This window comes from Prevotella sp. HUN102 (genome assembly GCF_000688375.1).
GTDB lineage: Bacteria > Bacteroidota > Bacteroidia > Bacteroidales > Bacteroidaceae > Prevotella.
On record NZ_JIAF01000004.1, the window covers coordinates 1,421,424 to 1,436,556 of the forward strand.

The following is a 15,133-nucleotide window of genomic DNA, read 5'->3' on the forward strand; positions in this document are numbered from 1 at the left end:
AACAAATTTCGCTAATTACCAAATTTACAAGAACTTATAATTCATCGAACTCACGTTAAAATAACAGGGGGAAACAGCCTAATGACCGATTTGGGATAAACACGTAATGTAATTGGCAATGAACAAAAAGAAAAGGGTTGTCTCACGACAACCCTTAATCCTATACAAAAACATTATGAAATAATTTTATTTCGCGAACAAGATTTTCATTTAATAAATTGCAATGGCCACTGCCATTCAACATATAATTTCTTTTTCTTATTTATTGAGCCTGATTGCAGGTGCGGCACTTTCTTTCGCAATAGCGTTCGCACTGTACGCGGATATCATAGCCCAACATTGCACCAAGTATGAAGTCTTCCTCGGGTGAGAGTTGATTCAACGGCTTGGTAACCATTAGCTGTATAGCGTCGAGGCACTCCTTGCGACCGAAGAAAAGGTTTAGGCAACCATTTCCTACGGGCTGTATGACGTAGGGGATGTTCTGATGCTGCAAGCGCGCAATTACATAGTCCTCATACTTTTGGTTGAAAGTATAGAGAATCATCTGTCGCACGCCCTTCTTGAACTCATAGATATGGTTCATCAGGACCTTCATATCCGACGGCATTGACTGCATCCCTTGCATCTGTTTTAAACAACTGACCTGAAAAGTGCCTAACTCTTTGCGTTTGGTTTAGAGCGAACCCTTGATGCTTTCCAACCAAGCGTCGATACGACCTTCTGTCTGATCGTCTTCGTTCACGTCGTCCAATGCGAGACCAACGAACTGACCATCGACAACTGCATCGCTATCGTCGAATGTGTAGCCGTCGGTAGAAACACCCGGGAGAACGTTTGCGCCTTCGCAAGCATCGAAGATTTCCTTCATTGCACCGCAGAAAGTGTCGCCGTAAGACTCGCTGTCGCCACAACCGAAGAGAGCTACGGTCTTGCCTGCAAGGTCGGCACCCTTCAATACGTTGATACCATCGTACCAATCGTCCTGCAATTCGCCTGCACCCCAAGTGGAAGTACCGAGAATGAGGTTATCGTTTTCTGCAACTGTGTCGGCAGAGAAATCTGTTACGTTGATTACTTCAGCACCGAGCTTTTCGCCTATCGTGTTTGCAATAGTTTCGCAAGTACCGGTTGATGAACCGAAAACTACAACTGTTTTTTTCATATCTTTGTTACTGATTTAGTTTTTTCTTTGTTTATTTCGGTTGCAAAGATAGGAAGTTTCTTTTTCACTTGCAATACCTAAAAATGGTGGTTATGGTAAAATACCTACTTTTGGGTAGTGGTTTGTGAGGAAAAAAGGGTGCAATCCCTTGCTTTTGTAACAAGAAATAGCACCCTTTCACGATTTGTAACTGTAATTCTTACTTGTTTACAAACTTCTTGTGATTGCGTATGTAGATACCTTTAGGTAGTCGTGCCGCATCCTTACCTATATATATGCCATCCAATGAGTATATTCTGTCGTCTTGAAGCTGTTCTTTTGACGGAATGTTCTCGATTCCGGCTGCTGCCTTCTTCAGAGCTTCCTTCAGTCCTTCGAGAATATCTATCTGTCCGTAGCCGTACAGATTGTTGGGATAGGAGAGGGAAGCGTCGTAGTGTGTGCAGGTTTTGCTGAAGATGTCGATGCAGTCTTCGGGTGTCAGTTTCGGATAAGCCTGTAACCAAAGTGCGATAGCACCTGCCACAACCGGTGTAGCCATTGAGGTTCCGGAGTTGCAGTTCCAAGCATAGGTACGTCCGTTGTATTCAAAGTGGCGAACGTCGCTGCTCAATGGATAGCCGGCATTGTCGGGATTGCCGATGAAGAAGCTGCTGTAAGACGATATGACATTCTGTCCCGGAGCCATAACATCGGGCTTGGTTCTTCCGTCGAGGGTCGGACCGACACCGGAAAAGGAAGACCTGCTTCCATTTTCCCCATTTTTATATGCCTTTGTTTCGCCGAGATAATTCACAAATTCCGTGCGATAGCCCGTAGACCCCACGCAGATAACGCTTGGGGCACTCGATGGAGAATGGACGCTGTGGCTGTTGTTGCCCGACGGAAGTTCCGGGTCGAGGCTGTTCGGTATGATGTATCCGGCTATTCTGTACAGTTCTATATTGGCATTCTCTCCCACGACTTCGAGCGAAACCGGCGTGGTGTGTCCGATTTTCTCTGCCGAAACACGAATGTCATACACCATTTCCACCTTATTATAATTGGAAGGGTAGGCTGCAACGTGCCAACGGTAGGGCGTTCCGTCAATCAAGATGGTATCTGAATACAATGAATCGGTGCTTGCCAGCACTTCACCGGCAGTGATTTCCTTCACGAAAGGAGTTGCATTGTCGTTGTAAATCTTGGTTATGAATGTGAAAGGTCGGTCGGTCTTTACCGTGTAATATCCGTAATCCATATTCCCGATGATAAGTCCGCCAGCCCGTTTCTGCCCCGACGGCTTGTGGATATAGTTCACGTGGTCTGCATCATTGCCTGCTGAAGCCACCAAAATGTGTCCGGGACCAGTGAGCGAATCGAGAATCTCATAGTACAGTTGGTCGTAGCCCATAAAATCCTGATGCCCTCCCTCGCTGAAATTGATAACGCAAGGCTTGCCCTGACTGTCGGCATAGTCGAACATATACTTGAATCCGAGTGCATCCGTGGCATAGGTGTATTTGTAATAGTCGGCCGTGTCGATGAGTGTTATGTTGTTTCCCGTAGCATTTGACACCATTACGATGTCGGCCTCATAGGCTATGCCCTTATATGGCGACACCGTTCCGTTTCCTTCAGCCCCACTTCCGGCTGCAATCCCTGCCGTATGCGTTCCGTGTGTCTGTGTCAGACCGTCTAATGGGTGTCCGATTGCGAGCAGCGCATCCTTTCCTATGTAATCTCTGCCTACGGGAAGCGAAGTGCCGATCGTGTCTTTCGACAACTGATCCCACATCGCCTTGACACGGTATTCGCTCATATCCGAGGAGTAGAAGTTCGGATGGGTAAGGTCGAAGCCAATATCCTGAACGCCCACCACAACTCCCTTGCCTGTATAAACCTCGGGAAGGCCTGTCCCGGCATATACCGGCAGGGCGTTCAGCTTTTCCGAAACAATATTCATCTGCGCATCGGCACGTTTCCCTGCCTCAATTCTTTCCACATCAGGATGGTTTGAAAGACTTGCCAACTGATTCAACGGAATGGAAACAATATGAATATTGCCTATCTTTGCCAAATTCCGGCAGCGATGATCGCTGAAAATTCTTTCGGCATCGCCGTTGATTTTCACGAAGGCAGTTATCGCAGGGCGTTTCTTCTGCAACTCTTGATTTTGTGAAAGGGCTTTTCGCTTCTGCAGACTGGCGTCGATGGTGGCTTGTCTGACGAGAGACGACATTTTGTGAAAGGCAGCTCGCTGCGCCGTCATCGTGGTTGCAATTCCGATGCAAAGGAGTAATAGTCTGATTCGTTTCATTGTTGTCTGATGTTTAAGGGCAATATGAGATACCATAGATATATTCTTAATTATCATATTGCAAAGAAATATAAAAAAAACGAGATTAACGAAGAAAACTCAAGATTTGCTGCCGGCGAAGTGTTTATAACTCGTTGCAATACTGTTTTTTTCATCTTCCCGGTCGATTTCTCATAATAAAATGTTACCTTTGCAATGAATCGTAAATTTTAAAAAGGAGATTATGGATAGTAAAACCCACAAATTCATATCTGTAAGTTATGAATTATATAGTGTAGAAAACGGTGAAGAACAGTTTGTAGAAAAGACGGAGGATGCGCGTCCGATGGAATTTTACACGGGCTGTGAAATGGCTTTGCCGGCATTTGAAAATGCAGTCGTTAATTTGAATACAGGTGATGATTTCGCTTTCACGCTTTCTCAGGAGGAGGCCTACGGGCCTCACAACGCAGAACAGGTGCTTCTGCTGAACAAGGAGATATTCTCCCGCGATGGAGCATTCGATGCAGAGAATGTATTTGTAGATGCAGTTCTTCCTTTGCAGAACGAGCACGGACAGCGTTTCATTGCCCGCGTATTGGAGATTACGGACGACTCGGTAAAGGTAGACCTCAATCATCCATTGGCAGGCAAGGATTTGAAGTTTACCGGACACGTTAATGAATCTCGCGAAGCCACGGAAGACGAAGTGAAAGAGTTCTTCGACAAGATGAACAGTCATCATTGTGGTTGCGGCTGTGGCGGACACGGCGACGGAAGCTGTGGTTGCGGCGGTCACGGTGATGGCGAATGTGGAGGCCACGGAGACGGTGAGTGCGGCTGTGGAGGTGAAGGCCACGAGGGTGGCTGTGGCTGCCATTAATCGGGAATGACGGAATAGAAGGGGTGGGTATGGATGTTCTTTGAGTTTTGAACACCCTACCTTATACTCCCAATATGGCTGTGGGTAATCACAATTCAGAATTTCATACTCTGAAAAATGGATTATGATTATCTATGGTGTGATAGTCGCTTCTCTGTTTCTTCTTTGTTCTTTTAAAAACTCGTAGAATATGCGCAATACTTTTGGAACCCTTTTTACCCTTACCACCTTTGGTGAAAGCCACGGAGTGGCAGTTGGTGGCGTTGTAGACGGAATGCCGTCGAGTGTGGATATCGATTTGGATTTCATTCAGAGCGAACTGAACAGGAGGAAACCGGGACAGAGCAAGATAACTACCGACAGGAAAGAACCCGATGAAGTGGAACTCCTGAGCGGTATCTTTGAAGGGAAGTCCACAGGCGCACCGATTGGATTCATTGTAAGGAATCGCAATCAGCACTCAAAGGATTACGATAATATAAGGAATCTTTTCCGCCCTTCGCACGCCGATTACACCTATTATAAGAAATATGGTGTGAGAGACCACCGTGGAGGAGGACGCACGTCTGCACGCATTACCTTGGCCCGAGTTGTAGCCGGAGCATTGGCAAAGCTCGTCTTGAGGAAATATGGCATTTCTGTTCACGCCTATACCTCACAGGTGGGTAATATCTGCTTGGAGAGAGATTACAGGAAGTACGATTTGAGCAAGGTGGAAGACAGTCCCACGCGTTGTCCTGATCCTGAAAAGGCAAAGGAAATGGAGTCGCTCATCAGTCAGATGAAGGAGGAAGGCGATACGATAGGTGGCGTTATAACCTGTGTGATAAAAGGTTGCCCTCCGGGATTGGGCGAACCGGAGTTCGGCAAGCTGCATTCGCTGCTCGGAGGTGCAATGCTGAGCATCAACGCCGTGAAAGGTTTTGAATACGGCGAGGGCTTTGCAGGTGTTTCTTGGCGGGGAAGCGAGCAGAACGACCGTTTCGTGTCGAATGCCGATGCAAGAGACGCATCACGTTTGGCTGTCAATACAAGTACGAACCATAGTGGAGGCATTCAGGGAGGGCTAAGCAATGGCGAGGATATTTACTTCCGTGTAGCCTTCAAACCTGTTGCCACCTTGCTGATGGAACAGGAAACGGTGGACGTTGAGGGCAATCCGGCTACGATAGATGTGCGTGGACGGCACGACCCTTGTGTATTGGCACGTGCCGTTCCTATTGTCGAGGCAATGGCTGCAATGGTCATTCTCGATCAGTTGTTGATCAATAATACAAGCAAATTAACATAATTTCAATCTTGGTGCATAAATTTTACGGCTAAAATGTTGAATTATCCGTTTTTAGTTATACCTTTGCACCACGATTCGAGATTGATTGCGAAATTCATCCGAAATCGTTTAGTTAAGTCTAGTTTAGTTTTTGTGTTGGTTGAGGGCGATACTTGTATCGCTCTCAAATCGTTTATATACCCCTCAACTCCTTTTTGAACAACGTTTCAGCCCAATGGAAAGTGGATGCGAGCTGTAAATTATAGCATCGTTCGCACACGGCATACCATAATATTTGTGTGCCTGATTTACGGATAGGTCTGAATGCAGAACCGTAAGGTTGGCTTTGATAATTATTTTGCTGTCTTGCCGTTGTGTTTTTCATAGATTTCTCGGAACTATAATCTTATACCTGAGTTCGGGATAAATCTGAACTTGGAAATATGCGATTGCACTAATAATTATTCAGCCATCTTGTGCTTTTATCTCTCACAGATTCCACAGATGCACAGACGTTTATTTTCGCCACAGAGAAGGCAAAGCCTTCAAGGATGGCACAGATTTCCTTGTGCGAATGAGTATTGCAGACCAAATATCCAATCGTTTCTCATCAGACATCTGTGCCATCCTTGAAGGCTTTGCCTTCTCTGTGTTCAGGGATAGGCGTAAATCTGTGCTTCTGTGAAATCTGTGAGAGAAAGTCTTGCCATTTTATCTCGAATTCGAGTAATCTTATGGGGAAAATGTATGAAATATGACTGTTTTTCAAACGTGCGAAGAATGCAATGCGTTCTTCGCACGTTTGCATTGCATTCTTCGCAAAAATGAAGTGCAATCTTGCGAAGAATGGAATATTGTTTTTAATATCTTGATTTTCAGTGTGTTATAAATTTCTTGCAATATGCGCACTATTGTGTGTATCTTCTGTGATTTGGATTGGGCGAAAGCACACGAATTGTAGGATAATTTTTCTGCACATACGAGGTAGTCTGCCTGTAAACTTGTTTGCTGATTACCCTGTTCCTTAAGGTTCGGGGCTTGTGTGGAACGCCGATTACTCAGTAAAGCTGCGTGAAGCAAACGGAAGGGCAAGACGAAGAGAGGTGCGCCAGTATTCCCAATTATGAGCACCGTTGCGAATGCGGAGTTCGCTACGGATGTTGGCAGCCTTGTAGAGCCTGAAGATGTTGATGCTTGAGTCGAAAAGGAAATCGTCGTCGCAATCGAAAAACCATTTCACGGTGCGCAACTGCTGTCTTGTGTTTTCATCGGCATCGGCAATGAATCGAATGGCAGAGTTGTCGGCTATGGATTCCGTGAGATAATAGAACTTGTTCTTCCTGTCTGGGTTGCCCTTGAGTGCGTCTGTTGGTTCGAGCCAAGGGCTCATAGCATAGGAGGAAGAGAATTTGTCGGGATGTTTCTGCGCATAGACAATGCTGGCTCCGCCACCCATCGAGAGTCCCATAATGGCACGCTGCGCTTTGTTGCCCATTGCCTTGTATTTTCTTTCGGCAGCAGGCAGCAGTTCGGAAAAGAAGAATGTTTCGTATTTTCGTCCCGGCATATCGAAATAACCGTTCCAATGGTTGTTTCGGTCGGGATGTCCGGCATTCGGCATAATGATTACCATTGGCTGTGCTTCGCCGGAACTGATGAGTTCGTCGGCTATGAGGCGTACATTGCCTAAGTTTTCCCAATCCGTGTGGGTGCCTGTGAGACCGTGCAGAAGATATACCACGGGATACTTGTCGGCAGACTGGTCGAAACCGTCGGGGAGATACACGTTGAAGCGCACGTGGCAGTTCATCGTCTTGCTGTAAATGCTATCCGTTACCACTCGTCCGGCTCGGGCGATAAGGCAGAAGCACAGTAAAGCCAAGGTAAAAGCAATCTTTCTCATCTTTATTTGTTCTATGTTGATATTGCAAAGATACGAAGAATAGAGTCCAGATAGTTTATTGTTTGTGAAAAAACAGTCAGTTCACTCTTTATGTGTAAAAAATGTTGTATTTTCGCACACGGAAAGTTATAAAAACATTTTAAGATGAATAAGATTAAGTTACTTTTAATGGCGATTGCAATCGCTACATTGGCTTCCTGTGGTTCAAGTTCTACGGTGCCTTTGAGTGGTCGGAAGCATCGCATTAGCGTGAGCGACGGAGAGCTGCTGAGCCTCAGTACGCAGGAATACAAGAAGTTTATGGCTTCTGCCAAGAGGTCTACCAATGCAAAGAATACGCAGATGGTGGAACGTGTTGGCCGTAAGTTGGCAAACGCTGTGGAAAGCTATCTGAGAAACAACGGATATGCCAACGAACTTCAGAACTTCCAATGGGAGTTCAACCTTGTTCAGGACAATCAGGCCAACGCATTCTGTATGCCCGGCGGAAAGATTGTAGTGTATGAAGGCTTGTTCCCATATACACAGAACGAAGCAAGTCTGGCTATCGTGCTCGGCCACGAGATAGCGCACGCCGTGGCTAAGCACAGCGCAGAGCAAATGACCAAGAAGCAGAATCAGGGCATCGGTACTGCAATTCTGGGCACGGTATTGAATTCTACGATGGGAAGTGGTGTCGGCGACATTGCAACCACGGTGGCAAATGGTGTGTTTACGTTCCGTAATGCAAGTTACAGTCGTTCAAATGAGAGCGAGGCAGACTATATGGGACTCATCTTTGCGGCAATGGCAGGCTATGATCCACAGGAAGCTGTCGGTTTCTGGCAGCGTATGGCTGCCTCAAAGGGTTCAGGTGCGCAGACTTCTCTGTCAAGTTATCTCAGCAGCCACCCGTCCGATGCAACACGCATCAAGAACATTCAGGGATGGATGCCTGAGGCTTTGAAATATTATCAGGCGAGTGGTGCTGCAAGCCCACGACCTGCAAGAACATTCACGGCGAAGAAGCCCGCAAAGCCTGCAAAGAAAAAGGGTTCTAAAAGACGTTAGGATTTAAGCGTCTGCGCAATAACAGGGGATTGCCACTGGCATTCAGGCTTTTCATCATTATGAAAATTCTGAATGCCGGTGGCGATTTTCTTTTAAAAAGTTGGCAGAACCAAATTCTTTTATTAATTTTACATTCGAAATTCAAGTGTTAATTTAAGCCATTATGACTATGATTGAATACTTCTCACAGAACCTGTGGTTGGCTTGGATGCTTGTAAGCATCCTTTGTCTCGTTTTGGAATTGACCAATGGCGATTTCTTCATTATGTGTTTTGCCATTGGAGGTGTTGCGGCAGGCATTGTTTCCGCTTTCACGGATAGCCTTGCTGTTCAGATTATCGTGTTCTCCATTGCAACGTTGTTGAGCATTTCCTTCGTTCGTCCTGTGGCATTGAAATACTTCCATAAGGGCGGCGAGAGCCGGGTAAGCAATGCCGAGGCCATCATCGGGCGTGTGGGAAAAGTTACGGAAAGGATAGAGGCCGGCGGCTATGGCCGTGTGAAGATCGACGGCGACTATTGGAAGGCTGTGGCAAATACACGTGAGGCTATTGAAGAAGGTATGGCCGTAAGGGTGCTGAAGATGGATTCCATCATCGTAACGGTGGAAATAGCTTAGTTTGGAAATACAAGAATAAAATCATTAAAACTTAATATTTATGGAAATAGGAACTTATGTATTGATAGCCATCGTGCTGTTGGTAATTCTGTTTGCCAAGATGGCGATTGTGATTATCCCTCAAAGCGAAACACGCATTATAGAACGGTTGGGTAAGTATTACGCAACCCTTCAGCCGGGTATCAACATCATCATCCCTTTCATCGACCGTGCAAAGGAAATTGTTGCATTGCGCAGCGGGAGATACACCTATACGACAGTAATAGACTTGCGCGAGCAGGTGTATGATTTCGACCGTCAGAATGTGATTACAAAGGATAACATTCAGATGCAGATCAATGCCTTGCTCTATTTTCAGATCGTAGACCCGTTCAAGGCTGTGTATGAAATCAACAATCTTCCGAATGCCATCGAGAAGCTGACGCAGACCACGCTCCGTAACATCATCGGCGAAATGGAACTCGACCAGACGCTGACCTCGCGAGATACCATCAATACCAAGCTGCGTTCGGTGCTCGACGATGCCACCAACAAGTGGGGAATCAAGGTGAACCGTGTGGAATTGCAGGATATCACTCCTCCTGAGAGCGTGCTTCAGGCTATGGAAAAGCAGATGCAGGCAGAGCGAAACAAGCGTGCCACCATTCTTACCAGCGAAGGCGAGAAGCAGGCAGCCATCCTTCAGTCTGAAGGCGAGAAGACATCGCGCATCAACCGTGCTCAGGCCGACCGTGAGCAGGCCATTCTCATTGCCGAAGGCGAGGCACAGGCGAAGATTCGTGTTGCCGAGGCCGAGGCTATTGCCATCGACAAGATTACGGAAGCTGTGGGAAAGAGCACAAATCCCGCCAATTATCTCATAGCACAGAAGTACATTCAGATGATGGAGGAACTGGCAAAGAACGGCAATCAGAAGACCGTATTCCTGCCATACGAGGCTACTGGCGTGATGGGCTCGGTTGGTGGAATCAAGGAAATGTTCAAAGGAGAATAATAAATGAGGGATTAAAGAGAGTTGGAGGAAGTCGTGTTTGCTTCATTGTCGGTTTCAAAGTACAAACGCCGATGAGCCTTTGTGCATTGGCTGATAACATTTATCTGAAGGATGCGGTTTCCTCCAACTTTATTTTTTCTGTCTCTAACTCAATAATAAAGAATCAATCGCCAAATGATAGAAACGAGAAAAGAACTGAAGATTTGTATTTTTTGCGGTGCCCGTCCGAACTTTATCAAGGTTGCACCCATTATCCGTCAGTTGCAGAAGATGCAGGAAGACGGCAAAAACATAAGAAAGATCTCTTATTCATTAGTCTATGCCGGCAGCGCAGAAGACCCGACGTTGGAAGACAGCCTGTTTGCTGACTTGCAGATAAACCGTCCCGACGTGTGTCTGGGTGTGGAATGTGAGAATTTGAACGAGCTTACGGGGCAGGTAATGTCGAAGTTTGAAGTGTATTTGCAGCAGCACGAAACAGACGTTGTAATCGTTGTGGACGATTTGGCATCAACAATGGCCGCTGCTATCGTTACCAAGAAGCAAGCCCTGATGCTGGTTCGTCTGGCCGCAGGCACACGTTCGTTCGACATCACGATGCCGAAGGAAATCAACCGACTGGTTATCGACGGACTTTCGGACATTCTTTTCACGGCCGGACTCAGCAACAACAGCATTGCAAACAGGGAAGGTGCCGAGCTTTCAAAGGTCTATATGGTGGGCAACATCCTGATAGACAATATCCGTTTCAATCGCGAAAGAATGGAAGGAATGTCTCTCGGTGCAATAGAATCTCTGAAGGATTTGCAGTTGAAGGAGAAAAACTATCTTGTCTTCACGCTCAACCGTAAGGCCTTGATGACCGACAAGGAAAATCTTGTGCAGATGCTGAAGGCTATGTTGGATGCTTCCGGCGATATACCCGTTGTGGCACCGTTGCGAGATTCCGCCGTAGACACGGTTCTTTCTCTGGGCGAACGTGAGGATTTGGATTTGCGCAGACTCCATATTGCCAAGCCGTTGGGCTATCTTGAGTTTGGCTATATGCTTGCAAATGCGAAGGGAATCATCACCGATTCGGGCAATGTAGCCGAAGAAGCCACATTCAACAATGTGCCTTGTGCCACTATCAACAGCTATACGGAGCATATAGAGAGCGTGAAGCAGGGAACGAACGTGCTCGTTGGCGAAGATGCAGAAAGGCTTCGTGAGGCTGTTTCGGATATGATAAACGACAGATGGAAAGCATCGAGCATCCCTGACCGATGGGACGGACGTTCGGCAGAGCGCATTGTCCAGATACTTCTTGAGAATATGAAATGATGAAATAGAATAACGGCGAGCGTACAAGTGTATGTTCGCCGTTATTTATTGGTGTCAAACTGAATTGACAAGGAGGTATAGTAATCTTTCAGCTTGGCGATTTTCAACTGTGGAATTATGAAAACAAGTGGAAATTCCACCTTCTTTCATACTCCTTTTTATACTCTTTTTCTGCCGATTTTTCACTCTTGTTTTGTGTTTTTGCAACGTGTTGAATATCAGTTGATTGCGAAAAGATCTATCAATCTTCCAAAAAAGTGCTATCGTTTTGGGTAAAAAGTACTATCGTTTTGAACAAAAAGTACTATCGTTTTTGTGGAAAAGTACTATCGTTTTCCGTAAAATCTGTGAGAGCTTTCTTTGGTATCTACCTTGATTGCCCGATAGGCTCGGCTGTTTTGCCCTTTCTAATCTTTAAAACAATAGGAAGATGGTCGCTCACACCTTTGTTGTATCTCGTTCCGTTGTAGAATCTCTTGGGTTTCTTTCCACCGTATTTTGTGTCATCTTCCAGCAGAAACTCGGCATCATTGATGGAGCAATCCATAACGTTCTGTGCAATGTTTCTGCTCACGAGCACGTGATCGAGGCTTGCCCATTCGCCTCTGAAACGGTAAGTTCCCCTTGCATCGTTGCGCCCTTCAGCCTTTGCCGAAACGTTTACCATATCGTGCTCATAGATGAGTTGCAGCGAGGCATCGCCGTAATAGTCGTTGAAATCTCCCATTGCTATGATCTGTGCGTTCGGCGAAATGATTCTGATGGAATCTATCGCCGTGCATAGCCTTTGAGCCACGTGCATTCTGAAAGGCCGTGTGGCCGGTTCGCCACCGAAACGGCTGGGTGCGTGGAGGAGGAATGCGTGGAGCGTGTCGCCGTCGGCCAGTTCTCCGGCTACGTGGAGGATGTCTCTCGTGGGTCTCATTCCTCTGATGGGGCGGATGCGAATTGTGTCGATGCTGACGGGACAGAATGAGAGAGGAGAATAGAGTAGGGCGACATCAACGCCTCGCACGTCTTCAGAAGCTGTCGTTATGTATTCGTAATGGGCTTTACGGAGCAGGGAACGTCTGGTCAGGTCGCGCAGAACGGTGTCGTTCTCCACCTCGCACAAGCCAACAATGTCGGGCAGGCTCCAGTTCTCCGAATCTTCTCCACACGAAATGATGGCTTGCGCTATCTTGTTCAGTTTCTCCCAGTATCTTTTCCTCGTCCATTTCCGTGGCGAATCGGGAAGAAATTCCTGATCGTTCTTCAGCGAATCGTGTTGCGTGTCGAAAAGATTCTCCACGTTGTATTCAACAATCGTGAATTGCGTTTGCCCGAACAGCAAGAGAGGAAACCAAAGGGCGATGATGAGGAGTTGCTTCATTCTATGGCTAAGGACTGATCGTGATAACTGTCAGCAGGCTGTTTCATTCCTGTTTCTCTTTCCGATGGTTCAGGATAGCCAACTGCTGGCGCACGCTCTCTTCGTGAATGAACTCGAAAACGTGGGCTGCAAATTCCGCATCCATACCACAGAGGGCTGCCTGTGCGCCACGCTTTTCGAGGATTTCGTTGTAGCGTTCAGACTGGAGCACGGTCATATTGTGCTCTTTCTTGTATCTGCCGATTTCCCTGCAAATGTGGAAACGCTTTGCAAGCAGTTCCATCAGGCTGTTGTCGAGGTCGTCGATCTGCGAGCGCAACTGGCGCAGCCCTTCCGTTTTGCAATGTCCGTTGCGCACCACGAGTGAGGAAAGAATATCGTCAAGAATATCCGGTGTTACCTGTTGCTTTGCATCGCTCCACGCCTCATCGGGATTGCAGTGGCTTTCCACAATCAATCCGTCGAAACCGAGGTCCATTGCCTGTTGGCACAAGGGTGCAATGAGGTCTCTGCGCCCACCGATGTGGCTCGGGTCGCAGATGATGGGCAAATCGGGGATGCGGCGGTGCAGCTCGATGGGAATCTGCCACATAGGAAGATTCCGGTAAATCTTCTTTTCATAACTGGAGAAACCGCGGTGGATGGCTCCCAATCGCTTCAGACCTGCCTGATTCAGACGCTGCAATGCGCCAATCCACAGTTCCAAATCGGGGTTCACGGGATTCTTTACGAGCACAGGAATGTCGATGCCTTTCAGCGAGTCTGCCAACGCCTGCATTGCAAACGGATTTGCCGTAGTGCGCGCTCCCACCCAAAGCACGTCCATTCCGTATTTCAGAGCCAGTTCCACGTGTTCGGGAGTTGCCACTTCCGTGGAAATCAGCATACCGGTTTCGTCCTTGACACGCTTCATCCACGGCAGAGCTTTCTCGCCGTTTCCCTCGAATCCACCCGGTTTCGTGCGTGGTTTCCAAATGCCGGCACGGAATATATGGCATCCTTTCTCGGCCAGAGCTGCTGCCGTGCTTATTAATTGTTCCTCGGTCTCTGCCGAACAAGGCCCGGATATCACGACAGGACGCTTCCTGTCGCTCGGCATTTCCAATGGTTGCAGTTCTAATTCCATAGTCATATATCTTCGTTTTTCTTCTTTTTCTATCTTAATAATGCCTTTTTCCGCGCCAATAACTGATTGAAATTTGGCAGCCGTGTCTGCTGATGTCGGATGATTTTCCGATACCTTGTCTGGACTGACAATAATGCGTTTTACAAGTAACCGAAGAATGGCTCGCAATCTTCGCAAGATTGCAGTGCATTTTTACGAAGAATGGAATGCAATCTTCGCAAAAATGGAAAGGAGTTTCTTGTCTGTTGATTTTCAGGTGTTTACAGAATTGGAAAGATTTACGTGCTTTAGCGGTTGCCGGTAAGGACTTCAGCGTCTCTTTGCAATTCGTCTGCCTTCTCCAAGTCTTCTTTTGCCTTGTCGGTCTCTCCTGTCTCCTCGTAGAGCAACCCTCTTTCCCTGAATGCCGCTATGCTGAATGGGCTGGCATCGATAACCTTTGAGAAATATTCCAAAGCGAGGGGAGCGTTGTTTCTGGCTCTCTCAATGCGTGCCTTGAGCAGCAGCACGTCCTCGTTGTCTTCAGTATGCTCAAGGAGCCATTGTGCATCGGCGTCAGCCTCTTCGAGCTGCTGCATACGGAGGAGGGTTTCTCCACGCAGCAGGTAGGCATCGCCGTAGGAATCGTTGAGCGAAATGGCTTTCGTGGCCATTGCCACGGTGTTCACATCGTCGCCCTGTCCTTTCGTCGCCTGTGCATAGAGATAGCTCACTTCGGGGTTTTCCTTGTCGATGAGCAATGCCTTTTCGCAGGCGTTGCTCATAATTCCGTAGTCCTCCATCATATAGGCAATGTTTGCCATACGGATGAAAATCTGTTGGTTGTCGGGCTGTACCTCGCTCAGCTTCAACAGTTGCTCGTAGGCTTCGGAGAGTTGTCCCGTCCGTGCGTAGACGATGGAAAGATAGTCGCGTATCTCATAGTCCTCCTGCAATTCGAGTGCGTGCTTGAAACATCTGAGTGCGTAGTCGTTCTCTCCGCTTTTCATAGCGCGCACGCCGTCGTATTTCAATACTTCAAAGTCTTTCGCCTCGCTTGCCGCCTTTGTTTCCTCCTTGTTTTCTTCCTTTCCTCCGAAGAGTTTCTGAAAAAAGTTCATATTGTGTAGCTTTTGTTTTAATTATTCCTTGCTGAAGTAGTCTGTCATTA

13 protein-coding genes are annotated in these 15,133 nt (G+C 47.1%); 6 read left to right on the top strand and 7 right to left on the bottom strand.

The window, feature by feature from the left end; translation table 11 throughout:
• Nucleotides 1-262: 262 nt before the first annotated feature.
• From P150_RS0111175 to P150_RS0111185, 3 genes are all read right to left on the bottom strand, one after another.
• Nucleotides 263-619: a DUF2023 family protein gene (locus P150_RS0111175; RefSeq protein WP_231477631.1), complete on the bottom strand. Its 357-nt coding sequence runs from the start codon at nt 617-619 to the stop codon at nt 263-265.
• A gap of 57 nt (nt 620-676) precedes the next feature.
• Nucleotides 677-1,165: a flavodoxin FldA gene (fldA, locus tag P150_RS0111180; RefSeq protein WP_028897754.1), complete on the bottom strand. Its 489-nt coding sequence runs from the start codon at nt 1,163-1,165 to the stop codon at nt 677-679.
• Between the two features lie 199 nt (nt 1,166-1,364).
• On the bottom strand, nt 1,365-3,464 hold the full coding sequence (locus P150_RS0111185) for a S8 family serine peptidase (protein ID WP_028897755.1): 2,100 nt from the start codon (nt 3,462-3,464) through the stop codon (nt 1,365-1,367).
• Between the two features lie 223 nt (nt 3,465-3,687).
• On the opposite strand from P150_RS0111185, the gene P150_RS16455 reads away from it, so the two are divergent.
• Together P150_RS16455 and aroC are read left to right on the top strand one after the other, a co-directional pair.
• Entirely contained in the window at nt 3,688-4,326 is a 639-nt protein-coding gene (locus P150_RS16455) for a peptidylprolyl isomerase (RefSeq protein ID WP_036932196.1), read from the top strand.
• A 190-nt stretch (nt 4,327-4,516) separates the two neighbouring features.
• On the top strand, nt 4,517-5,617 hold the full coding sequence (gene aroC / locus P150_RS0111195) for a chorismate synthase (RefSeq protein ID WP_028897756.1): 1,101 nt from the start codon (nt 4,517-4,519) through the stop codon (nt 5,615-5,617).
• Between the two features lie 1,033 nt (nt 5,618-6,650).
• Here the strand turns inward: aroC and P150_RS0111205 are convergent.
• Nucleotides 6,651-7,499 (bottom strand): esterase family protein, encoded by an 849-nt coding sequence (locus P150_RS0111205; RefSeq protein WP_028897758.1) that lies wholly within the window; start codon nt 7,497-7,499, stop codon nt 6,651-6,653.
• Between the two features lie 144 nt (nt 7,500-7,643).
• Between P150_RS0111205 and P150_RS0111210 the strand changes: the two genes are divergently transcribed.
• The 4 genes from P150_RS0111210 (at nt 7,644) to P150_RS0111225 (ending at nt 11,485) form a co-directional block, all read left to right on the top strand.
• Nucleotides 7,644-8,549 carry a M48 family metallopeptidase gene (locus P150_RS0111210; protein WP_028897759.1) on the top strand — a complete coding sequence of 302 codons (906 nt, stop codon included), beginning with the start codon at nt 7,644-7,646 and terminating at the stop codon, nt 8,547-8,549.
• A 169-nt stretch (nt 8,550-8,718) separates the two neighbouring features.
• Complete coding sequence (locus tag P150_RS0111215) at nt 8,719-9,168, top strand: NfeD family protein (RefSeq protein WP_028897760.1); 450 nt, start codon at nt 8,719-8,721, stop codon at nt 9,166-9,168.
• Nucleotides 9,169-9,208: 40 nt separating this feature from the next.
• Nucleotides 9,209-10,162, top strand: coding sequence for an SPFH domain-containing protein (locus tag P150_RS0111220; protein WP_028897761.1), 954 nt, complete (start codon nt 9,209-9,211; stop codon nt 10,160-10,162).
• A gap of 174 nt (nt 10,163-10,336) precedes the next feature.
• Nucleotides 10,337-11,485 (top strand): UDP-N-acetyl glucosamine 2-epimerase, encoded by a 1,149-nt coding sequence (locus P150_RS0111225; protein ID WP_028897762.1) that lies wholly within the window; start codon nt 10,337-10,339, stop codon nt 11,483-11,485.
• 367 nt (nt 11,486-11,852) lie between these two features.
• On the opposite strand, the gene P150_RS16460 is transcribed toward P150_RS0111225, so the two are convergent.
• From P150_RS16460 to P150_RS0111240, 3 genes are all read right to left on the bottom strand, one after another.
• Nucleotides 11,853-12,857: an endonuclease/exonuclease/phosphatase family protein gene (locus P150_RS16460; RefSeq protein WP_051617630.1), complete on the bottom strand. Its 1,005-nt coding sequence runs from the start codon at nt 12,855-12,857 to the stop codon at nt 11,853-11,855.
• Nucleotides 12,858-12,900: 43 nt separating this feature from the next.
• Nucleotides 12,901-13,983, bottom strand: a complete 1,083-nt coding sequence (locus tag P150_RS0111235; protein WP_028897763.1) for a bifunctional 3-deoxy-7-phosphoheptulonate synthase/chorismate mutase type II — start codon at nt 13,981-13,983, stop codon at nt 12,901-12,903.
• Nucleotides 13,984-14,270: 287 nt separating this feature from the next.
• Complete coding sequence (locus tag P150_RS0111240) at nt 14,271-15,083, bottom strand: lipopolysaccharide assembly protein LapB (protein ID WP_028897764.1); 813 nt, start codon at nt 15,081-15,083, stop codon at nt 14,271-14,273.
• Between the last annotated feature and the right edge of the window lie 50 nt (nt 15,084-15,133).